Source organism: Primorskyibacter sp. S187A (genome assembly GCF_049800955.1).
Lineage (GTDB): Bacteria > Pseudomonadota > Alphaproteobacteria > Rhodobacterales > Rhodobacteraceae > JAKVBH01.
Window position 1 is genome coordinate 1,680,486 of record NZ_JBNAGA010000001.1, and the last position, 20,050, is coordinate 1,700,535.

At 61.4% G+C, this 20,050-nt stretch carries 19 protein-coding genes; 10 read left to right on the forward strand and 9 right to left on the reverse strand.

From position 1 onward, the window contains the following. Positions 1-16 precede the first annotated feature (16 nt). Positions 17-1,207 (forward strand): pyridoxal phosphate-dependent aminotransferase, encoded by a 1,191-nt coding sequence (locus tag ACP15S_RS08370; RefSeq protein ID WP_425039110.1) that lies wholly within the window; start codon positions 17-19, stop codon positions 1,205-1,207. An 80-nt stretch (positions 1,208-1,287) separates the two neighbouring features. Here ACP15S_RS08370 and ndk read toward each other — a convergent pair whose 3' ends face one another. Continuing rightward, a complete protein-coding gene (ndk, locus tag ACP15S_RS08375; RefSeq protein WP_347199340.1) occupies positions 1,288-1,710 on the reverse strand; it encodes a nucleoside-diphosphate kinase in 423 nt (140 codons plus the stop codon). 93 nt (positions 1,711-1,803) lie between these two features. Next, the gene (locus ACP15S_RS08380) at positions 1,804-2,976 is read right to left on the reverse strand and encodes a multidrug effflux MFS transporter (RefSeq protein WP_425039111.1); all 1,173 of its coding nucleotides are present in this window, start codon (positions 2,974-2,976) and stop codon (positions 1,804-1,806) included. Positions 2,977-3,018: 42 nt separating this feature from the next. Between ACP15S_RS08380 and ACP15S_RS08385 the strand changes: the two genes are divergently transcribed. The 3 genes from ACP15S_RS08385 (at position 3,019) to ACP15S_RS08395 (ending at position 6,213) form a co-directional block, all read left to right on the forward strand. Beyond that, complete coding sequence (locus ACP15S_RS08385) at positions 3,019-4,878, forward strand: ABC-F family ATP-binding cassette domain-containing protein (protein WP_425039112.1); 1,860 nt, start codon at positions 3,019-3,021, stop codon at positions 4,876-4,878. 45 nt (positions 4,879-4,923) lie between these two features. Next, entirely contained in the window at positions 4,924-5,553 is a 630-nt protein-coding gene (locus ACP15S_RS08390; protein WP_425039113.1) for a MarC family protein, read from the forward strand. A gap of 78 nt (positions 5,554-5,631) precedes the next feature. Then, positions 5,632-6,213, forward strand: coding sequence for a retropepsin-like aspartic protease family protein (locus tag ACP15S_RS08395; RefSeq protein WP_425039114.1), 582 nt, complete (start codon positions 5,632-5,634; stop codon positions 6,211-6,213). Between the two features lie 22 nt (positions 6,214-6,235). On the opposite strand, the gene ACP15S_RS08400 is transcribed toward ACP15S_RS08395, so the two are convergent. Both ACP15S_RS08400 and ACP15S_RS08405 read right to left on the reverse strand, forming a co-directional pair. After that, positions 6,236-6,694: a DNA polymerase III subunit chi gene (locus tag ACP15S_RS08400; protein WP_425039679.1), complete on the reverse strand. Its 459-nt coding sequence runs from the start codon at positions 6,692-6,694 to the stop codon at positions 6,236-6,238. Between the two features lie 8 nt (positions 6,695-6,702). Next, positions 6,703-8,184 (reverse strand): leucyl aminopeptidase, encoded by a 1,482-nt coding sequence (locus tag ACP15S_RS08405; RefSeq protein WP_425039115.1) that lies wholly within the window; start codon positions 8,182-8,184, stop codon positions 6,703-6,705. 185 nt (positions 8,185-8,369) lie between these two features. On the opposite strand from ACP15S_RS08405, the gene lptF reads away from it, so the two are divergent. Genes lptF through rsmA form a run of 6 tightly spaced genes read left to right on the forward strand, consistent with a single transcriptional unit; the run spans position 8,370 to position 15,872 of the window. Beyond that, the gene (lptF, locus tag ACP15S_RS08410) at positions 8,370-9,545 is read left to right on the forward strand and encodes an LPS export ABC transporter permease LptF (RefSeq protein ID WP_425039116.1); all 1,176 of its coding nucleotides are present in this window, start codon (positions 8,370-8,372) and stop codon (positions 9,543-9,545) included. Further along, a complete protein-coding gene (lptG, locus tag ACP15S_RS08415) occupies positions 9,542-10,633 on the forward strand; it encodes an LPS export ABC transporter permease LptG (RefSeq protein WP_425039117.1) in 1,092 nt (363 codons plus the stop codon). The genes lptF and lptG overlap by 4 nt, the downstream gene beginning before the upstream one ends. After that, on the forward strand, positions 10,633-12,762 hold the full coding sequence (locus ACP15S_RS08420; protein WP_425039118.1) for an LPS-assembly protein LptD: 2,130 nt from the start codon (positions 10,633-10,635) through the stop codon (positions 12,760-12,762). Before lptG ends, ACP15S_RS08420 begins: the two co-directional genes overlap by 1 nt. Beyond that, positions 12,750-14,018 (forward strand): peptidylprolyl isomerase, encoded by a 1,269-nt coding sequence (locus ACP15S_RS08425; RefSeq protein WP_425039119.1) that lies wholly within the window; start codon positions 12,750-12,752, stop codon positions 14,016-14,018. Before ACP15S_RS08420 ends, ACP15S_RS08425 begins: the two co-directional genes overlap by 13 nt. Then, positions 14,015-14,968: a 4-hydroxythreonine-4-phosphate dehydrogenase PdxA gene (pdxA, locus tag ACP15S_RS08430; protein WP_425039120.1), complete on the forward strand. Its 954-nt coding sequence runs from the start codon at positions 14,015-14,017 to the stop codon at positions 14,966-14,968. Before ACP15S_RS08425 ends, pdxA begins: the two co-directional genes overlap by 4 nt. A 58-nt stretch (positions 14,969-15,026) precedes the next feature. Continuing rightward, the gene (gene rsmA, locus ACP15S_RS08435) at positions 15,027-15,872 is read left to right on the forward strand and encodes a 16S rRNA (adenine(1518)-N(6)/adenine(1519)-N(6))-dimethyltransferase RsmA (protein WP_425039121.1); all 846 of its coding nucleotides are present in this window, start codon (positions 15,027-15,029) and stop codon (positions 15,870-15,872) included. Positions 15,873-15,971: 99 nt separating this feature from the next. Here rsmA and ACP15S_RS08440 read toward each other — a convergent pair whose 3' ends face one another. The 5 genes from ACP15S_RS08440 to ACP15S_RS08460 all read right to left on the reverse strand — a co-directional run bounded on the left by ACP15S_RS08440 (position 15,972) and on the right by ACP15S_RS08460 (position 19,924). Then, positions 15,972-17,021, reverse strand: coding sequence for a threonine aldolase family protein (locus tag ACP15S_RS08440; protein ID WP_425039122.1), 1,050 nt, complete (start codon positions 17,019-17,021; stop codon positions 15,972-15,974). After that, entirely contained in the window at positions 17,022-17,492 is a 471-nt protein-coding gene (locus ACP15S_RS08445; RefSeq protein WP_425039123.1) for a YcgN family cysteine cluster protein, read from the reverse strand. Then, a complete protein-coding gene (locus tag ACP15S_RS08450) occupies positions 17,489-18,415 on the reverse strand; it encodes a bifunctional riboflavin kinase/FAD synthetase (RefSeq protein WP_425039124.1) in 927 nt (308 codons plus the stop codon). The genes ACP15S_RS08445 and ACP15S_RS08450 overlap by 4 nt, the downstream gene beginning before the upstream one ends. 80 nt (positions 18,416-18,495) lie before the next feature. Next, positions 18,496-18,939 carry a MaoC family dehydratase gene (locus tag ACP15S_RS08455; protein WP_425039125.1) on the reverse strand — a complete coding sequence of 148 codons (444 nt, stop codon included), beginning with the start codon at positions 18,937-18,939 and terminating at the stop codon, positions 18,496-18,498. 112 nt (positions 18,940-19,051) lie between these two features. Next, positions 19,052-19,924 (reverse strand): TIGR01459 family HAD-type hydrolase, encoded by an 873-nt coding sequence (locus tag ACP15S_RS08460; RefSeq protein ID WP_425039126.1) that lies wholly within the window; start codon positions 19,922-19,924, stop codon positions 19,052-19,054. Between the last annotated feature and the right edge of the window lie 126 nt (positions 19,925-20,050).

The following is a 20,050-nucleotide window of genomic DNA, read 5'->3' on the forward strand; positions in this document are numbered from 1 at the left end:
CAGGCGAAGGCGCAGCATGGCAAAGCTTTCGAAACGCATCACAACACTGAATGGCGAAGGCTCCGATGGTTGGGAGGTCTTCTATCGCGCCCGCGCCATGATCGCGGCGGGGCAAGAGGTCATTGAGCTGACCATTGGTGAACACGATATCCGCACGCATCCGGACATCCTCGCCGCCATGGATCGCTCGGCCCGAGGGGGTCATACGGGCTATGCAAGCGTGCCCGGTGTCCCCGCCCTGCGCGACGCCATCGCGGCACAGACGCAAGCCCGCACGGGCGTGCGCACCACGCGCGACAATGTGTTGATCACACCCGGCGGTCAGGCCGGGCTCTTTGCCGCGCATATGGCGCTTTGTGACCCCGGCGACACTGCGCTCTTTATCGATCCCTATTATGCCACCTACCCCGGCACCCTGCGCGCGGCGGGCGCGCGGCCCCATGCGCTCCAAACCCGCGCGGACAACGCGTTTCAACCCAACGACGACACGTTTGCCCACGCGCCCGATGCGCGCACGCTTCTTGTGAACTCGCCCAATAACCCCACCGGCACGGTCTATGACGAAACGACGTGGGACAGCATCGCCCGCGCCTCGCAGGAGCGCGATCTCTGGCTTGTCTCAGATGAGGTCTATGACAGTCAGGTTTGGCAAGGCGCTCACATCTCGCCCCGCAGCCTGCCGGGCATGGCCGAGCGGACGCTCGTGGTGGGCTCGATGTCAAAGAGCTTTGCGATGACCGGCTCCCGTCTGGGCTGGGTCATAGGGCCGCAAGAGGCCGTTGCCGCGATGCTCGATCTGGCCACCAACACAACTTACGGCGTGCCCGGCTTCATTCAGGATGCGGGTCTTTGGGCGCTGACCGAGGGTCAGGCCTTGAGCGCTGAGGTAGCAGCACCGTTTCGGGCCCGCCGCAATCAGGCGCTGGAGATCCTTGCAGCGCAAGACACCGTCCGCGCCATCCCGCCCCAAGGCGCGATGTATCTGATGCTGGATGTGCGCCGGACCGGCCTGTCCGGCGAGGAGTTCGCTCATCAATTGCTGGATGCCCACAAGATTGCCGTCATGCCCGGCGAGAGCTTTGGTCAAGCCGCTTCGGGCCATCTGCGGATCGCCCTGACACAGCCGGACGCCATCCTCGCCGACGCGCTGCAAACTTTGCTCACATTTGCAGCTGAGCGCGCCGCGCAAGCATCCGCCGCGACATAGATCGACCGAAGCGACGCGCCAAAGAAAAAGGGAAGCCCGGAGGCTCCCCTTTACGTCTTGGTCGCAGGCTTTGCGACGGTTTAGCCGACCAGCTCAAGACCGGAAAAGAAAAACGCGATTTCTTCCGCAGCTGTTTCCGGCGCATCGGAGCCGTGCACGGAATTTTCGCCGACGGATTCGGCAAACTCGGCGCGGATTGTGCCTGCGGCGGCATCGGCGGGGTTTGTCGCACCCATGACTTCACGGTTCTTGGCAATCGCGCCTTCCCCTTCAAGCACCTGCACAACAACCGGCTCGGAGGCCATGAATTCGCAAAGCTCGTCATAAAACGGGCGCTCGGCATGCACGGCGTAGAACTGACCAGCTTGCGCCTTTGTCAGGTGGATGCGCTTTTGCGCAACGATGCGCAGGCCGGCTTCTTCAAACTTGGCGTTGATCTTGCCTGTGAGGTTGCGGCGTGTGGCATCGGGTTTGATGATCGAAAAGGTCCGTTCGAGGGCCATGGGTTTCTCTCCTACAAAAAAGCCGGGCGAAATGCCCGACGAAGTCCTGAATTGCGGCTGCGGATACCATGGGCTTTGGCCTATGGAAAGTCCCTATCGGCGCTCCAACCCACGTGCAAAAAACACAAAGACGCAAGAGACGCAGACCGCCGCAAACATCAGACTCAAAAGCTTGAGCGGTGTGGCCTCTGTCGAGAGAAAGGCGGTGGCTACGCCCGTCAAAAGCGCGCCGATGAGCAGCATCACGGCCCCGGAGACACCGGCGGCAGTTCCCGCTAGCTCAGGCCGGACGGACAGGGCGCCCGCATTCGCATTGGGCATGGTGAACCCATTGCCCAGCCCCACGCAAATGCTGGCTGCAAAGAACAGAGCTACAGATGCCGCGCCGAACGAAAAGCCAACCAACCCGCAGATCAACCCCGCAACAGCAACGCTGCGACCGACGATGATCAAGGGTAGTGGCCCGAGGCGCATGACAAGGCGCGTCGAGATGGCGGACCCACACATGAACCCCATGGTGATTGAGCCCAGACCAATGCCGATATCACGCGAGGACAGCCCGAAGACCGCCGCCGCCACGAAAGGCGCACCTGTCAGGAAAATGTAAAAAGTACCAACAGCAAAGGCCATGCAGAGCGTGTAGGCCCAAAAGAGCGGCTCGCGGAGCAGATCGAGGTAGTCGCGTATCTCGGGCCGCGTCGCGCTCCGGCGCGTCTCCCCGAGATCCCACAGCGCCAGCGCCAAGAGCATCAGCCCGAAAGCCGCATAGATCACAAAGACCGCGCGCCAGCCAAACGCGGTATCTACCGCCCCGCCCAGCATCGGGGCCAGCATAGGAGCGATGGCCATCGCCGAGGCAATCGTGCCCAGTTTTGCCGCCGCCTGCCGACCCTCAAAGAGATCGCGCACAACAGCGGAGGCCAGAACACCTCCGCCCACCGCCACGGCCTGCAACATGCGCGCACCCAGAAAGACCCAGATGTTCTGCGCCAACATGCAAACGATCGAGGCCAGGACATAGAGCGTCAAAAATCCTAGAATGACGGGGCGTCTGCCGATCCTGTCCGAGAGCGGCCCCATGATCAGCTGAAGCGCGGCCGCGCAGATCATGTAGCCCGAAATTGCCACTCCCATGACAGCTTCGCTGACGCCGAAGGCATCCCGCATGGCGGGCAGCGCAGGCAGGAACATGTTCAGGCTCAAAACGGTCAGTGCCGTGAGCAGAACAAGCGTGCCAAGATGGGGCTGTGTGCGCGGTATCATCATGCCCCGCTAGCATGCGCGCCCGGGCTCTGCTAGAGCGCGCGCATGTTGCGCATTGATCAGATCACCTACGCCATTGATGGCACCCCGCTCATTGACGGCGCCTCCGCCACGATCCCGGCCGGACACAAGGTCGGTATCGTGGGCCGCAATGGCGCTGGCAAGACGACGCTCTTTCGGTTGATCCGGGGCGAATTGAGCCTTGAGGGCGGCACCATTTCGCTGCCTGCGCGGGCGCGCATTAGCGGTGTGGCGCAAGAGGTGCCCTCGTCTCAGACCTCACTTCTGGACACTGTGCTGGAGGCCGATACTGAACGCGCGGCGTTGCTGGCGGAAGAAAGCGATGATCCCGCGCGTATCGCCGAGATCCAGACGCGATTGGCCGATATCGATGCCTGGTCTGCCGAAGCGCGCGCCTCTGCAATCCTGCGGGGCCTCGGCTTTGACACAGCCGCCCAAGCCCGCCCCTGTGCAGATTTTTCGGGCGGTTGGCGGATGCGCGTGGCGCTGGCCGCTGTCCTTTTTGCGCAGCCTGATTTGCTCTTGTTGGACGAGCCGACAAACTACCTCGATCTGGAAGGCGCGCTTTGGCTTGAGGCCTACCTCGCCAAATATCCACATACCGTGCTGCTGATCTCTCATGATCGGGGCCTGCTCAATCGGGCGGTGGGCCATATTCTGCATCTCTCCGAGCGTAAGTTGACGCTCTATACAGGCGGCTACGACACCTTCGCGCGCACCCGTGCGGCGCAGCGCGCCGTTCAGGCCGCCGCCGCCAAGAAACAGGACGCGCGCCGCGCCCATCTGCAAAGTTTCGTCGATCGCTTCCGGGCCAAGGCCTCCAAGGCCAAACAGGCTCAATCGCGCATCAAGATGATCGAGAAGATGGACCTGATTGCGGCACCGGAAGACGCGGCCCAACGACGGTTCGATTTTCCCGAACCCGAGCAGCTCTCGCCGCCCATCATTTCGCTGGAGGGCGGCATTGTCGGCTATGACACAACGCCGATCCTCAAACAGCTCTCCATGCGCATCGATCACGATGACCGCATCGCGCTTTTGGGCAAAAACGGCGAAGGCAAGTCGACGCTCTCCAAACTTCTGGCCAACAAGCTCCCGTTGATGGAGGGCAAGAAAGCGCAAAGCAGCAAGCTGCGGGTCGGCTATTTTGCACAGCATCAGGTCGATGAGCTCGATGTGGAGGCGAGCCCCATCGATCATCTGGCCCGGCTGTATCCCGAGACACCGCCTGCAAAGCTGCGCGCGCGGCTGGCGGGCTTCGGCATTGGGGCAGATATCGCGCAGAACACGGTCAAAACGCTCTCGGGCGGACAGAAAGCGCGGCTGTCACTGCTTCTGGCGACCCATGATGCGCCACATATGCTGATTCTCGACGAGCCGACCAACCACCTCGATATCGAGAGCCGCGAAGCGCTCGTCGAGGCGCTCACGGCCTATAGCGGCGCGGTTATTCTGGTCAGCCACGATATGCATCTGCTTTCCCTGGTCGCCGATACGCTTTGGCTGGTGAACAAAGGCCGCGTGACGCCTTTTGATGACGATCTGGAAGCCTACCGCAAACTCCTGCTGGCGCAGGACAAGGGCGACAAGCCCGGCAAGGCCGCCAAAACCGCTGAGGCCAAGCCAAAGCCCAAACGCGCAGATCGCGAGACGCTCTTGAAGCTGCGCGCCGAGCTGCGCAAATGCGAGGAACGCATCGAGAAACTGACGGATATGGAAGGCAAGCTTGCGGCCAAACTGGCCGATCCCGAGCTCTATGAGGACAGCCGCAAGGGCGAGCTGGAGACGTGGAACCGGAAATATGCCGAGCTCAGAGGCGCGATGGACAAGGCCGAGGGCCTCTGGATGGCCGCGCAGGAGGCGCTCGATCAGGCCAGCGCCTGACATCTGCCCCTTGCAGCCGCCTCGCATTCTGCGCATGACTGCGCCATGGACACGGCCTTTCTCATCTCTGCGTTCGTCACGCTCTTTGTCGTGATTGATCCCATTGGCCTGTCGCCGCTCTTTGTGGCGCTCACGCAAGGCACGTCACCAGCCGAGCGGCGCGCGATTGCGTTTCGCGCCATTGTCCTGTCGCTGGGTCTGCTTGCCCTCTTTGCCGCATTTGGAGAGGCGGTTTTGGGCTTTATCGGGATTTCCATGCCCGCCTTTCGCATCGCGGGCGGCGTTTTGCTCTTCCTCACAGCCTTGGACATGCTGTTTGAGCGGCGCACAAAGCGGCGCGAAGATCAGGCCGAAGACCGGCCAGACCCTTCTGTCTTCCCGCTTGCCATTCCCCTCATCGCAGGGCCTGGTGCCATTGCCACGGTGATCCTGCTCACCGGACAGCTTTCCCACAGCGCGCAGACGTCCGGGCTTGTGGTCTGGGCCGTCATTGTGGGCGTCGTGGCCAGCGTGCTTCTCATTGCACTGGTGCTCTTTTTGGCTGCCAACCTGATCGAGCGCGGCCTTGGCAAAACAGGCGTGAACGTCGTCACGCGGCTGCTTGGCATGTTGCTCGCGGCCCTTGCGGTTCAGTTTGTGCTGGACGGATTGCGGGATTTCGGCATCCCCGGCTAAGGCGCTCCGCCTTGCCTTGCCTTGCAGGACGCGTGAAGCCACCTAGGTTTTAAGGCGGGTGTTACAGGAGCGTGGATCATGTCTGAGATGGAAACTGGCAATCTGATCTATCTGGTCGTGCTCTTGGCGGCCGTTGTGTTCTGGTTTGTCACGTCGAATCGCGCGCGGATGGGTCAGGTCATGCAGCAGGCGTTGCTCTGGGGTCTGATCTTTATTGGTGTGATCGCAGCTTACGGCATGTGGGACGATATTCGCGGAACTGTCATTCCCCGACAGGCCGTCTTTGCGGATGCGGGCCAGATCGAGCTGCCTCTGCAACCGGACGGGCATTATTACATGATGGCCGATGTCAACGGTGTGGCCACGCGATTTGTCGTGGATACCGGGGCCAGCGCGGTTGTGCTGACGCAGGAGGCTGCCAATGCGGCGGGCATCACTCCCGATGAGCTGGCCTTCACCTCCATCGCCAATACCGCCAATGGCCCCGTGCGCACGGCATCGGTCGTGCTGGACACACTGGCCGTGGGCGGGATCGAGAAGCGCGGATTTCGCGTTCTGGTCAATGAGGGTGAGATGCCCGAGAGCCTGTTGGGCATGACCTACCTGAGCACGTTTTCCCGTATCGAGATCGCAGGCGGCAAGCTGGTCTTGGAGAAATAGCGCGCCACAGCCTGGCAGCGTGTCAGGCTTCGGCTTTCTTCTGCCAGCGGCCGCTTTCCTCAGACCAGTATTGCGCAGACACACCCGCGCCGGTCAGCGTGCGCCATTGGCCGCGCGCCGCCTCGACAGCTGCGGGATCATTGCCATCAAAGAGAATGCAGGCCCGCTCCAGCGCCTTGACCTCGTCTGCCTCCAGCTCTGCACCATCCACGGCCATGACACAGGAGGCGGCATTGCGATTGGTGTGATCCGTGCTCAGCAGGATCGGCTGATGCGCATCATGGGGCCCGCCCGAGCGCCCATGCGGCAAGAACCCCTCTTCCGGGCCCAGCCAGAGCGCTTCATCCAGCCTGCCCAGACGCGCGCCGTCCGTTCCCCGCACCACAACGCGCCAGCCCGCGGCCAGAGATTTCTCCAGCAGCATGGGCAAGGTCGCCTCAAGCGGCTTTTGCGTCAGGTGGTAGAAGTAAACGGCGCCCATCTGCGGCATTATCCCTCGTAGGCATCCTGTACGAGACGATCCAGCGCGCGCACGCCCCAGCCCGTTGCCCCGCCCGGGGCAAGATCCGTGCCTTTGGCGATATGGGCCACACCGGCAATATCGATATGGGCCCAGGGCATACCGTCCTGAATGAAGCGTTGCAGGAATTGCGCAGCCGTGATCGAGCCTGCCGCGCGCCCGCCCACGTTCTTCATATCCGCCACGGTGCTTTTCAGGAGTTTGTCGTAGGACGGCCCCATGGGCAGCCGCCAGGCGCCCTCGGTCTCGGCCTCCGCCGCCTTGAGCAGCGCGCCGCAGAAGGCATCATCATTGGAAAACACGCCCGCATTATCATGGCCCAGCCCAATGATGATCGCACCTGTGAGCGTCGCCAGATCGATGATTCCAGCGGGTTTGAAGGTCTCTTGCGCATACCAAAGGACGTCAGCCAGAACGAGACGGCCTTCCGCATCCGTGTTGATCACTTCGATCGTGTCGCCCTTCATTGACGTCACAACATCGCCAGGCCGCACCGCATTGCCCGACGGCATGTTTTCCACGAGCCCCACCAGGCCGATGACATTGGCGGGCGCCTTGCGCAGCGCCAACGTCTTCATGACACCGGCCACGACCCCTGCGCCGCCCATATCCATGGTCATGTCTTCCATGCCAGCGGCAGGCTTGAGCGAGATGCCTCCTGTGTCAAAGACGACACCTTTGCCAACCAGCGCCAGCGGAGCGGCATCCGTCTCGCCGCCCATCCATTTCATCACGACGACCTTGGACGGGCTGTCAGAGCCCTGCCCCACACAGAGGAGTGAGCCCATGCCCAACTCAGCCAGCTGGTCTTCTTCCAGTACCTCAACCTCCAGCCCACTGTCTTTGAGCGCTGTGAGGCGGTTGGCAAATTCCGTTGTTGTGAGCACGTTGGCGGGCTCGTTCACGAGATCGCGCGTGAAGAAAACACCTTCGGCCTGCGCGCCCAAGGTTGTGTAAGCGGCTTTGGCCTCTTCGACCTTGGTTGTGAAGAGTGTGATCTCTCCGTCGGGCGTCTCCTTGTCGCTGGCGTCGCCTGTCTTGTGGTCGGTGAAATCATAGCTGCGCAGCGCGATCCCCTGCGCCAAGGCCGCCACACGGGGGCGTGCACCGGCGAAGACATGCAACGCACCCGCCCCGCGCGCCTTGGCCAGCGCGGCCCCGGCCTTGCGAGCAAGCACCGCGTCGGGCCGTTTGGGCAGGCGCAGCACGAGGATCGCCTCCGCCGCAACGCCCAGAGGCGCCAGAAGCGCACGCGCCTCGCCGTCTTTCATTTTTCCGAAACCGTCGCTCTCGACAAATTGCTTCAAGGCCCCTTTGGAGAGCCGGTTGATCCGGCGCGCGGCGACATCCAGCGCGCCGCCTTCATCGACACAGACGGCCAAATGACCGCTCAGAGCTGCGATGGCATCGATATCTACTTCGGCAAATGAGATGGCAGGGGGAGTTGTCATGGGTGCGTTCCTCAAGGATGCAGGCTTGGAATTGTGCCAACGATAGTCGTTTCGCGGGCTTGGGCAACGTCATAGTGACATCCGGGCTCCAACCACGACAGATTGTGGGCCAGCCTCCGCCGATCCACATCCTGTTGTTAAAATCTCTTGGACTCAGGTGTTTTCCCGGGCGCGAAATCCGTCTAGTGTCGGCGCATGTATGCGGGCCACCTTTGGGGGAAGGATTGGCGAGATTCGACAGATATGTGTTGTCACAGCTTGTCATGCTGTTTGGCTTCTTCGCTTTGGTGCTCGTGGCGGTCTATTGGATCAACCACGCGATCCAGCTGTTTGACGAACTCATTGCCGATGGCCATTCCGCCCGCGTCTTCCTCGAATTTACGCTTCTTTCCCTGCCACAGATCATCGCGCTTGTGTTGCCAATGGCGGGATTTGCAGCGGCTGTTTACATGACCAACCGACTGGCCAATGACAGTGAGCTGACCGTTGTGCAGGCCACGGGTTTCTCCTCGCTGCGCGTCGCGCGCTCAGCTGTGATGTTTGGTCTTCTCCTGACGCTGATGTCCTCGGTGCTGATCCATGTTCTGGTCCCCGTCAGCGCGGAGCAATTGAAGTTTCGCGAGCGCGAAATTTCCGGCTCCGTCTCCGCGCGCCTCCTCCGGGAGGGGGTTTTCCTGCATCCGGTGGACGGGGTCACGTTCTACATCCGCGAGATTTCCACGCAGGGCGAGCTGCGCGATGTCTTTTTATCTGATCTGCGAGACACGGGCCGGCAAGTCACCTACACCGCACAACGCGCCTATCTGCTGCGCGATGAGGCCGGGCCGAAACTCGTGATGGTGGACGGGGTCGCCCAGACCTATGATGAGACGATGCAGACCCTCTCGACGACCAATTTCGGCGAATTGGTGCGCGATGTCAGCGGTCTTGTTCTGCAAGGCACCGCCTCGCGGCGTAAGCTCGAATATGTCCCGACATGGGAGTTTTTTGACGACGTGGCGCGCGTGGCGGAAGAGGCCAACCGGACGCCAGCCCATGTCTGGAAGGAGCTGCATTGGCGGTTGGCCCAGCCGCTTCTATGTCTTGTGGCCGTGTTGATCGGCCAATCATCGCTTCTGGCCTCGGGCTTCTCCCGGTTCGGCGTGACCAAACAAGTGGTGGCCGCGGTAGGCCTTCTCGTCTTGATCAAACTCGTCGAGGGCGCGATCACGGACCCCGTGGAGAAAGACTTCTCCAACTGGCCACTGAACTACCTGCCGGCCCTGGTGGGCTTTGTTATAGCAGGCGCGCTTTACTGGCGGGCGGATCATCCACACGCAAGGCTCTGGCCGAGCCGCGCGCCACGGGAGCCTGCCGCATGATTCTGCATCGGTACTTCGCCCGTCGGTTCGCGATTGCCTTTTGCGGCCTGCTCATCGTTTTCGCGCTGTTTGTGGCGCTTGTTGATTTGATCGAACAGGTTCGTATTTTCGATGGTCTCGCCTTTGGCGAGGTCCTCTCGTTGACCTTGCTCAACACGCCGTTGGGCCTTTACCAGATGCTACCGCTCATCGTCATTCTGGCCACGATCGCGCTGTATCTGGGCCTCGCGCGATCCAGCGAACTGGTCGTGACACGTGCATCGGGCCGTTCCGGGCTTTCGGCGATTGTTGCACCCGTTGTTGTGGCGGGTTTGCTGGGCAGTCTCGCAGTGGCCATGTTCAACCCCATCGTCGCCGCAACCTCCCAAAAATACGCCAATTTGCGCGAGTTTCACGAATCCGGCGGCACGGCAACGCTTTCCATCGGCACCAATGGCCTGTGGCTGCGCCAAGGCAGCTCCGATGGTCAGACGGTCATCCATGCCCGGCGCGCCTCAGCCGATGCCGATGAGCTCTTTGATGTCACCTTCCTCGCATTTGCCGAGAGCGGCTCGCCCACCCGTCGGATCATTGCCGAAAAAGCCATGCTGACACATGGAGGTTGGGAATTGACGGAAGCCAAAGCCTGGCCGCTCGTTCCCGGCATCAATCCCGAGGTCAATGCTGCGCTGCATGAGACGCTCTTTGTCCCGTCCACATTAACGCAGGAACGGATCCGCGACAGCTTTGGCAAGGTCACGGCCATACCAATCTGGGATTTGCCAGCCTTCATCACGCAACTCGAGGAAGCGGGCTTCTCCGCGCGCCGCCATGCCGTCTGGCTTCAGATGGAACTTGCCCGGCCTTTGTTTCTTGTGGCCATGGTGCTCGTCGGCGCAGCATTCACCATGCGACCCGCGCGCACCGGGCGCACCGGCATTGCCGTGCTCAGCGCCGTTCTTTTGGGATTCGCGCTGTACTACGTGAGAAACTTCGCGCAAATCCTTGGCGAGAATGGACAAATCCCCGTCATGCTAGCCGCATGGGCGCCACCTGTGGCATCGGTACTGCTTGCACTCGGCGTTATCCTGCATATGGAGGACGGATGATGCTGCGACGCACCTTGCTCCTTTGCCTGATCGCTCTCTGCCTGCCATTGATGGCGCAGGCGCAAGAGGCCCCGGCTCCCGTGGATCCCGCCTTGCTGGTGGCAGACAGCGTCGTCGTAACCCCTGATGCAGAGCTGATTGCCGACGGCAATGTCGAAGCGCTCTTTGAGGGCCGCAGGCTCACCGCCACGCAGATCCGGTATAATCAGGACACCGATCAACTGGTCATCGTGGGTCCGATCCGCATCACCGACACAGACGGCACGATCCTGACAGCCCAGAGCGCGGAAATTGACGCGGCCTTCGAAAACGGGCTCCTGCGCGGCGCGCGGCTGGTGCTTGATCGCCAGTTGCAACTGGCCGCCGTTCAGCTCGCCCGGGTCGAGGGGCGTTATTCGCAGCTTTCGCGCGCCGCGGTCACCTCGTGCCAGATCTGCGGGCCGCAAGGCAAACCGCTGTGGGAAATCCGCGCAGACCGGATCATCCATGATGATGAGGAAAAGCAGATTTACCTCGATGGGGCGCAGCTGCGCGTGATCGATGTCCCGGTGGTCTACCTGCCCCGCCTTCGTTTTCCCGACCCCTCCCTGCAGCGCGCACGCGGGTTTCTCTTCCCGACCCTGCGCTCCACATCTAAACTCGGCGTCGGGCTCAAAACCCCGTATTTCATTCCAATCGGCCCCCACAGAGACCTGACGCTCACCCCCTATGTGAGCGCCCAAACGACCACGATTGAGGCGCGCTACCGTCAGGCGTTCCGCAATGGCACCATTGAGCTCAATGGCGCAGTAACGCGCGATTCCCTGCGCTCCGGCGAGACCCGCGGCTACCTCTTCGCCGATGGAACGTTCGATCTGCCACGGGACTACACGCTGACCTTCGATGTCGAACTGACCACCGATGAGGCCTATCTCAAAGACTATGGCTATTCCTCCAAGAACCGCCTCGACAGCGCGATCTCTGTCACGAAAGTGACACGCGACAGGCTGACGGAGGGGACACTCATTCACTTCAACACGCTGCGCGACAATGAGAGCAACGCCACACAGCCCGCCTTCGTGTTTGATGCCTCCCATCAACAACGTCTCTTTCCCAGCTACGGCGGAGAACTGCGGCTTACGGCGGAGGCGCATGGGCATTTTCGCGATTCCGATGCCGATATCATCGGCCGTGATGTCGTCCGCACTCATGCCGAAGCGCTCTGGCAACAGACCGGGCGCAGCGCCTGGGGCGTGCTTTGGGAAGCGGGCGCTGGTGTGGCGATTGACGCGGTGCGCAATCGCGGCGACAGCACGGTTCCCGTCGAAGACGCCGTCGTGGCCCCCCATGGGCATGTGACACTCCGGATGCCGTTTGTGGCCACCTCGGGCAGCGGCGCACGGTATATGCTGGAGCCGGTCGTGCAGCTGGGCTGGACAGGCGGCGATCTTCTGGAAACAGGCAATGACGAGAGCCAACGCTCCGAGCTGGACGAGGGCAATCTGCTGACCTTGTCGCGCTTTGCCGCCAAGGACCGACGTGAGCGCGGCTGGCAAGGGGCCGCAGGACTGCGATGGACCATGGTCGCGCCCTCCGGGTGGCGTACCGGCGTTGCGGTCGGTCGGGTTGTGCGCGAAGAGGACCGTGCCGCGTTTTCCACGACATCGGGTTTGTCGGAAACGCGCAGCGATTGGCTGATCTCCGGTCAGATCGGGAACGAGACCGGGCTGGATTTCATCGGCCGCATGCTGATCGACGATGACCGGGAGGTGCACCGCGCCGAGGCGCGCGGCACCTGGTCCAACACACGGCTGGATCTGGCGGCGAGCTATCTGCTATTGCCGGAGGATCTGGATGAAGATCGCGATGATCTGGTGTCGGAATGGTCCTTTGATGGCGCCTACCGCGTCTCTCGCCACTGGACAGCCAGTGCCGGCTGGCAATACAACCTCGCAGAGGATCGATCGTCCAACGGGTCGCTTGGTCTGGAATATCAAAATGAATGCGTGGTGGCACGGTTTGAGGCAGATCGCGACTTTGCGGACAGTGACAATCTGGACCCGACCACAACTTTCGAATTAACTGTTGAGCTCAAGGGGTTCAGCACAGGCGGCGACGCAGGAGGCTATCGCAGGACATGTTCAAACTGATCGCAACGTGGAGCTTGGCCATGGTCACGGCCACAGGCCTGGCCGCTCAGGGGCTCTTTTCTCCCGCCATTCAAGTCAATGATGACGTCATCACGAATTACGAGCTGATGCAGCGCGCCACGATGGCTGGCGTTTTGCGCGCTCCGGGCAATCCCGAGGACGTCGCACGCGAACAGCTCATCGAGGATCGCCTCAAACTGCAAGCGGCGCGCCGCGCCGGTACCGTGCCCAATGAGGAAGAGCTCCTTGAAGGCATGGCGGAATTCGCAAGCCGCGCCAATCTCAGCCGAGAAGAATTCATCGCAGCATTGGCCAATGCCGGTGTCGAGGAAACCACGTTCCGCGATTTTGTCGAGGCCGGTCTGGCCTGGCGCAACCTCGTCCAACAGAGATTTGGTCCGCGCGCCCGCGTCAGCGAGGAAGAGGTCGATCGCGCTCTCAATCAAGGATCGGGTGGCTCCAACGTCCGGGTCTTGCTGTCTGAAATCATCATGCCAGCCCCACCCCCGCAAGCCGCACAGGTCCAGGCCCGCGCCGCAGACATCTCGCGGATCACATCCGAGGCAGAATTCAGCAGAGCCGCACGGCGCTTCTCCGCAACGGCCACACGCGGCCAGGGCGGACGGCTGCCTTGGCGCGATCTGAGTGAACTGCCACCTGTCTTGCGCCCATTGGTGCTCGGACTTGCGCCCGGCGAGGTTACGGAGCCCATCAATATCCCGAACGCCATCGCGCTGTTCCAGCTCAGGGCGATCGAGGAAAGCGACTACACGCCGCCGACCTATTCCGCGATTGAATACGCCGCTTACTATATGCCCGGCGGGCGCACTGAGGCGACCCTCGCTACGGCCAATCAGATCAAGGCCCGGGTGGACGTCTGCGATGATCTCTATGGCGTGGCGAAGGGCCAGCCCGAAGAGGTTCTGGAGCGCGGCGCGCTTCCGCCCAGCGAATTGCCGACCGATATCGCGTTCGAGCTCTCCAAGCTGGATCCCGGCGAGGTATCAACGGCGCTGACCCGCTCGGGCGGTAATACGCTTGTCTTCCTGATGCTCTGCGGCCGCTCCGTGGCCATCGAGGCGCAAGGCACACCACCAGAGCAAAGCGCAGAGGCTGACGGCGATGAGACACCGGTCGATCCGGTTGCGGAGCGCCGCCAAGCGATCACGATTGGCCTTCAGAACCGTCGGGTGCAATCTCTGGCCGATAATTTCCTCGCCCAACTGCGCGCAGACGCCCGCATCATCGAAAAATGAGACGCGCACCCATTGCGCTGACTTGCGGAGAACCCTCAGGGATCGGACCCGAAATAGCCGCCAAGGCCTGGGCAGCTATCGGTCACGACGCGCCGTTCTTCTGGATCGGCGATCCGCGTCACTTGCCGAAGGGCACAGGCTGGGTGGAGATCATGCAACCGGCGGAGGCGCTGGACGCATCGCATTTGCCTGTTCTGCGCCACGCATTTGCGGCTGAAGCCCGGCCCGGGCAACCAAACCCGGCCAATGCACCCGGCGTCATCACGGCCATCGAGCGCGGTGTCGCTCTGGTGCAATCAGGCGATGCGCGCGCTCTGTGTACAGGCCCCATCCACAAACAAGCGCTGCAAGACGGCGCGGGATTTTCGTTCCCGGGACATACCGAGTTTCTGGCGCACCTCGCAGACGTCGATCATGTCGTCATGATGCTGGCAAGTCCCATGCTGCGTGTGGTTCCCGTCACGATCCATATCCCGATCGAAGACGTCAAGGCCGCGCTGACCCCGGATCTTCTGGCCGAAACCATCCGGATTACGGCCCAAGGCCTGAAAGATCGCTTTGGCCTCGCGAGCCCGCGCCTTGCCGTTGCCGGGCTGAACCCCCATGCGGGCGAAGGGGGCAAGATGGGGCGGGAAGAACTTGATCTGATCGCGCCCGTTCTGGACGATTTGCGCCACGAAGGCCTCGACATTGTGGGACCGCACTCCGCCGACACAATGTTTCACGCCGCCGCCCGGGCACGCTATGATGTGGCTGTGTGCATGTATCATGATCAGGCGCTGATCCCGATCAAGACATTGGACTTTGATGGCGGCGTCAATGTCACGCTGGGACTGCCGTTTTTGCGCACCTCGCCAGATCATGGCACCGCCTTTGATATTGCAGGGCAAGGGCTGGCCAATCCAGCCTCCTTGATTGCCGCGCTGCGCCTGGCGGCAGAGGTCGGGTAATGCGTATTTTTGGCCAGAAGAAACACATAGCTCTCAAACGCCATGCCGGGGTGCTTGCGTGAGCGGGATTGATGATCTGCCGCCTTTGCGGGATGTGATTGCCAAGCACGGGCTTTCTGCGCGCAAATCCCTTGGGCAGAATTTTTTGCTGGATCTCAATCTGACCGCCAAGATTGCACGGCAGGCCGGGGCGCTGGAGGACTGCGACGTGCTGGAAATTGGGCCCGGCCCCGGCGGTTTGACGCGCGGGCTTCTTGCCTCGGGGGCCCGCAAGGTTCTTGCTCTTGAAAAAGATGCGCGGTGTCTGCCGGCCTTGGCGGAGATTGCTGCAGCGTATCCCGGGCGATTGGAGGTGTTGGAAGCCGATGCGCTGGAGCTCGATCCGCTTCAACACCTGACGCCGCCGATCAAGATCGTGGCGAACCTGCCTTACAATGTCGGAACGGAGCTATTGATCCGCTGGTTGACGCCGGACACTTGGCCGCCGGTCTGGTCCTCTTTGACGCTGATGTTCCAACGTGAAGTGGCCGAACGGATTGTCGCTGCTCCCGGGAGCAAGGCTTACGGACGTCTGGCGATCCTGGCGCAATGGCGTGCGGAGGCGCGGATCGTCCTGTCCCTGCCACCCGGCGCCTTTACACCGCCGCCCAAAGTGTCTTCGGCGGTAGTGCATCTCTCGGCTCTGCCCGAGATGCGGTTTCCCGCAGATCCCAGAGTTCTCTCCGATGTCGTGGCGCGGGCGTTCAACCAACGCCGCAAAATGCTGCGCGCGTCTCTGAAAGGGCTTGGTCCATGGGTCGAAGACGCGCTTTTGAGCGCAGGTATCCAACCCACGGAACGTGCCGAGCAGGTGTCTCTCGAAGCCTTTTGCGCACTCGCACGCGAGGTCGAAGCGCGGCGTTAACCCGGTCTGCTGAAAACCTGAAGCACAGCTTTCGGACGAACGCCGCACGGCACTTTTGCCGCGCTGTTATCTGATGTCCCAAGTCATTGACCGGACGCCCTACCCGGTTTTGAGCACATCCACAAAGCGATCAATAAGCTCATGGCTGATGGACCAATCGCAGACGAGCCGCGCCTCCAACAGCTCATCAGGATCCTCGCCACTCAAAGTGCCGGACCAGATATTGTAGGCCGCGCCCACCGCGTGCAGCCTTTGGTGCAGATGGCGCGGGAAGGAACAAAAGACCATGTTGGCCTGTGGTACAGTGTCAAAATGAACATCAGGCAGGCACTCAAGAGCGGCAACAAGATACGCGGCCTTGGCATTGGCCTGCGCCCCGAGGTTGCGCCAGAGATCATCCCGGAGATAAGCCAGCATCTGCGCGCTCAGATAGCGGTGTTTGGAAAAGAGATGCCCGGCCCGCTTGCGGCGGTATTCGAATTGCTGCGCATGCCCGGGATCAAAAAAGATGACCGCCTCCACACCGAGCAGACCGTTCTTTGTCCCGCCGAAACTGACCGCGTCCACACCGGCGCGCCATGTCATCTCGGCAGGGCTTGCATTGGTCGCAGCAATGGCATTGGCGAAACGCGCGCCATCGAGATGGACTGGCAAGGCGAATTCTTTGGCAAGACCTCCGAGCGCCCGGATGTCCTCCAGTGAGTAGAGCTGCCCCCGTTCGGTCACGTTGGTCAGCCCCACGGCGCCGCGCTGGGGCCCGTGCACGCCACGGGTCTCTTCGCCCGAAATCGCCCTGCGCAGCTCAGACACACTCATCTTGTCGCCCTGCCCCACCAGCGTGAGCTTTGCACCGCCTGTGAAGAATTCCGGCGCGTTGCACTCATCTTCCTGGATATGCGCCAACCGGCTGCAAAAAATCGTTTGCCAGGGCTCACACAAGGTTGCGAGCGCCAGCGCATTGGCGGACGTGCCGGTCGCCACAAGATAAACCGCCGCCTCCGGCGCCTCGAAGGTCGCGCGCAACCGCTCTGTGACTTCGGCCATCACAGGGTCAGCCCCGTAAGGCAACATATAGCCCTCATTGGCCTCCATCATCGCCTGCATGACAGATGGATGCGCGGGGCCCGTATTGTCAGACGCAAAGTGCATTCAAAGTGGCTCCTCGATGATGTGGTCTTCCCAATCTTCTTCGCTGACCTCGAACTCCGGGATGGTCCGGTTCTGCATCGACACACCCGCGGCATGCACCGTCTCGGCGGTTCCACTCAGCAAAGGATGCCATTCGGGCAGTGTCTTGCCCTCCCACAGCAGTTTGTAGGCACAGGTCTGGGGCAGCCAATAGGCATGATTTGCGATGGTTTCATGGGTCAGCTGAATGCATTCCGGGACGAACTGACGGCGAATGTCGTAATTGGCGCAGCGGCATGTCGCGTCATCGAACAGACGACAGGCCACGCGCGTGAAGGCCACCTCGCCGCTCTCATCATCTTCAAGCTTGTTCATGCAGCACTTGCCGCAGCCATCGCAGAGCGCTTCCCATTCCTGCGGTGACAGGGCGCTGAGTTTCTTGCGCTCCCAAAACCGTGGTGTGAGCCCCGCGCGGGGGATCGGGTCGCTCATAGCGCGCTCAGGATTTGGCGGGCGCGGACGCAATCAGCGTCCATCTGCGCGATGAAGGCCTCCAGGCTCTCAAACGTCTCTTCCGGGCGCAGGTAGGCCACGAGGCCCACAGAGAGCGTCGCCCCGTAAAGATCACCCGAGAAATCAAAAAGGAACGTCTCCAGATTGGGAACCTCGCCCTCGAATTGCGGGCGCACGCCCAGAGACGCCGCGCCGAGATAGCTGCCCTGGTGCGGGCCGTCTTGCACGTCAACCAGAACGGCATAGACTCCGAAGCGCGGCAAATGCAGACCTTCGAGGGCCATATTTGCCGTGGGATACCCCAAAGTCCGCCCCCGTTGCTCGCCGCCCACGACGCTGCCTTCAATCCGGTGCCAATGGCCCAAGAGCTCTGCCGCCGCTTCAGGATTGCCATCGCTGAGCGCGCGCCGAATGGCTGTTGACGAGACCACGTCTGATCCCTCTTGCAACAGCGGAGCAATCGTCACGTCAAAGCCCATTTCAACGCCAAAGGCCTGCAAATCCTCTGCTTTTCCGGCACGATCCTTGCCGAAACAGAAATCCGCCCCCACCACGACATGCCGCAAGCCAAGCCCTCGGGAGATCACATCGCGTGCAAATTCCTCGGGGCTCAACCCGGCAAGCGTCGCGTTGAAATTCAGCTCATAGAGATGATCGATCCCCAGTTTGGCCAAGCGAGACGCGCGCGCCGCACGCGACATGAGCCGAAAGGGCGCCGCGTCTGGCGCAAAATACTCGCGTGGATGGGGCTCAAAGGTCAGAACACCAAGCGGCGTGTCATCGCGCCGCGCGAGGTCAATCACCGCCCTGTGCCCACGATGCACGCCATCAAAATTGCCGATGGCAACAGAGGCGCCCCGGTCCTGGTCTTCTACGAATTGATAATCTCGGATGATCCGCATGATCGCAGGCGTAGCCCGTCATTTCGGGCGACGCAACACCTCTCGGGTCAAAGCCGCAGCTTGCCTCGGATTTGCTCAGATCAATCGAATTTGCGTGAGGGGGCGAGCACCTTGGCTTCGCCCATCAGAACCTTTTTGCCATCGACAGAACAATGGCAATCCAGCGTCACACGGCGTTTGGCAAAATCGATATCGATAACCTTGACCTCGGCATGGACCATATCACCGGGCCGCACGGGCGCCAGAAACTTGAGGGTCTGGCCCATGTAGACCGTCCCGTGTCCCGGCAATTGTTCACCGATGACCGCGGAGATAAGACCCGCCGTCAGCATGCCATGGGCGATGCGGCCTTCAAAGATCGTGTCCTGCGCGTAATCGTCATCGAGATGCACCGGATTGCGATCCGTCGATACTTGCGCGAAGAGTTCGATATCCTGATCGGTCACGACTTTGCGCAGATGGCGCGTCATACCCATCTCGATATCTTCGATGCAAATCGTGCCTCGGGGCATATTGTCCAACATCTGCCTCTCCATACCGCGTTTCTTTCAGGTCGAGGTAACAATTAGCTCAATATCGACCCTCTCAAGCAAGATAATTACTTTGCAAGCGCAGAAATAGCAAGGATGAAATGCTCTATCTCAAAAACCCTATTGAGTAGGTCGGCGAGGACATTTCACTTTGCAGATAAGCACTTAGAGCATCCGGCTCAGGTTGCTGCGTCGTTTTGGTCTCCTTGGCGGCGAGGCCACCGGTGATGAAGAGGCTGTCGAGATCCTCTCCCATTGCGCCTTTGATGTCGGTGATGATTCCATCCCCGATGCACAAAATGCCCTCATTGGGGATATCTGTCCCCAGAGCGGCCAAGCGGCGGCGCGCCAGATCGTAGATCGGCGGATGCGGCTTTCCGAAGTAAAGGCTCTCGCCGCCCATCTCGGTATAGAGCCGGGCGAGCGCGCCTGCGCACCATTCCCGCATCTCGCCGCGATCCACGACGATGTCGGGATTGGCGCAGAGCAGCTTCAAGCCCTTTTCCTTGGCGTAGAGAAATTCCGGGCGCATCACATCGGGATCTGCCGCGGCATCAAAGGGCCCGCAACAGACGATCCCCTCGGCCTCTTCCAGAGGCACCTGCGTGATTTCGACGGGATCATCGATCAGCGAGAGAGGTTCAAAGAAGGTCTGATCGCGGGGCTCACCAATGAAATAGACCTTGGAGCCAACCACGCCCCGGAACATCGCGGAGCGCGCGCTGTCACCGGAGGTGGCAATCGAGTCCCAGCTTTCCTGCGGGACGCCGAACTGCTCCAGTTGACGCGCCACGCTGTCACGCGCGCGCGGCGCATTTGTCACCAAGATCACCTTACCGCCTTGCGCGCGATATGCTGTGAGCGCGGCCACGGCGTCTGGAAACGCCGCGATCCCATTGTGCAAACAGCCCCAGAGATCAACAAAGAGCGCATCATAACGCGCGGAAATATCGGACAAAGCTGTGATGATCTGGGTCATGGGGCCTCCACTTGGATGTGGTGCCCTTAAGCCATGTCACGGCCCAAGGCGCAATGGCTCTGACGCAGGCCACGCAGGGCCGCAGGGCCAACAAAAAAGCCCCGATGGGCATCGGGGCTTGTTCGC

Bases quoted from the DNA above. Each gene is read 5' to 3' on its own strand.
- ACP15S_RS08370 (WP_425039110.1), top strand. From the start codon at position 17: ATGGCAAAGCTTTCGAAACGCATCACAACACTGAATGGCGAAGGCTCC.
- ndk (WP_347199340.1), bottom strand. From the start codon at position 1,710: ATGGCCCTCGAACGGACCTTTTCGATCATCAAACCCGATGCCACACGC.
- ACP15S_RS08380 (WP_425039111.1), bottom strand. From the start codon at position 2,976: ATGATGATACCGCGCACACAGCCCCATCTTGGCACGCTTGTTCTGCTC.
- ACP15S_RS08385 (WP_425039112.1), top strand. From the start codon at position 3,019: ATGTTGCGCATTGATCAGATCACCTACGCCATTGATGGCACCCCGCTC.
- ACP15S_RS08390 (WP_425039113.1), top strand. From the start codon at position 4,924: ATGGACACGGCCTTTCTCATCTCTGCGTTCGTCACGCTCTTTGTCGTG.
- ACP15S_RS08395 (WP_425039114.1), top strand. From the start codon at position 5,632: ATGTCTGAGATGGAAACTGGCAATCTGATCTATCTGGTCGTGCTCTTG.
- ACP15S_RS08400 (WP_425039679.1), bottom strand. From the start codon at position 6,694: ATGGGCGCCGTTTACTTCTACCACCTGACGCAAAAGCCGCTTGAGGCG.
- ACP15S_RS08405 (WP_425039115.1), bottom strand. From the start codon at position 8,184: ATGACAACTCCCCCTGCCATCTCATTTGCCGAAGTAGATATCGATGCC.
- lptG (WP_425039117.1), top strand. From the start codon at position 9,542: ATGATTCTGCATCGGTACTTCGCCCGTCGGTTCGCGATTGCCTTTTGC.
- ACP15S_RS08420 (WP_425039118.1), top strand. From the start codon at position 10,633: ATGCTGCGACGCACCTTGCTCCTTTGCCTGATCGCTCTCTGCCTGCCA.
- ACP15S_RS08425 (WP_425039119.1), top strand. From the start codon at position 12,750: ATGTTCAAACTGATCGCAACGTGGAGCTTGGCCATGGTCACGGCCACA.
- pdxA (WP_425039120.1), top strand. From the start codon at position 14,015: ATGAGACGCGCACCCATTGCGCTGACTTGCGGAGAACCCTCAGGGATC.
- ACP15S_RS08440 (WP_425039122.1), bottom strand. From the start codon at position 17,021: ATGCACTTTGCGTCTGACAATACGGGCCCCGCGCATCCATCTGTCATG.
- ACP15S_RS08445 (WP_425039123.1), bottom strand. From the start codon at position 17,492: ATGAGCGACCCGATCCCCCGCGCGGGGCTCACACCACGGTTTTGGGAG.
- ACP15S_RS08450 (WP_425039124.1), bottom strand. From the start codon at position 18,415: ATGCGGATCATCCGAGATTATCAATTCGTAGAAGACCAGGACCGGGGC.
- ACP15S_RS08455 (WP_425039125.1), bottom strand. From the start codon at position 18,939: ATGTTGGACAATATGCCCCGAGGCACGATTTGCATCGAAGATATCGAG.
- ACP15S_RS08460 (WP_425039126.1), bottom strand. From the start codon at position 19,924: ATGACCCAGATCATCACAGCTTTGTCCGATATTTCCGCGCGTTATGAT.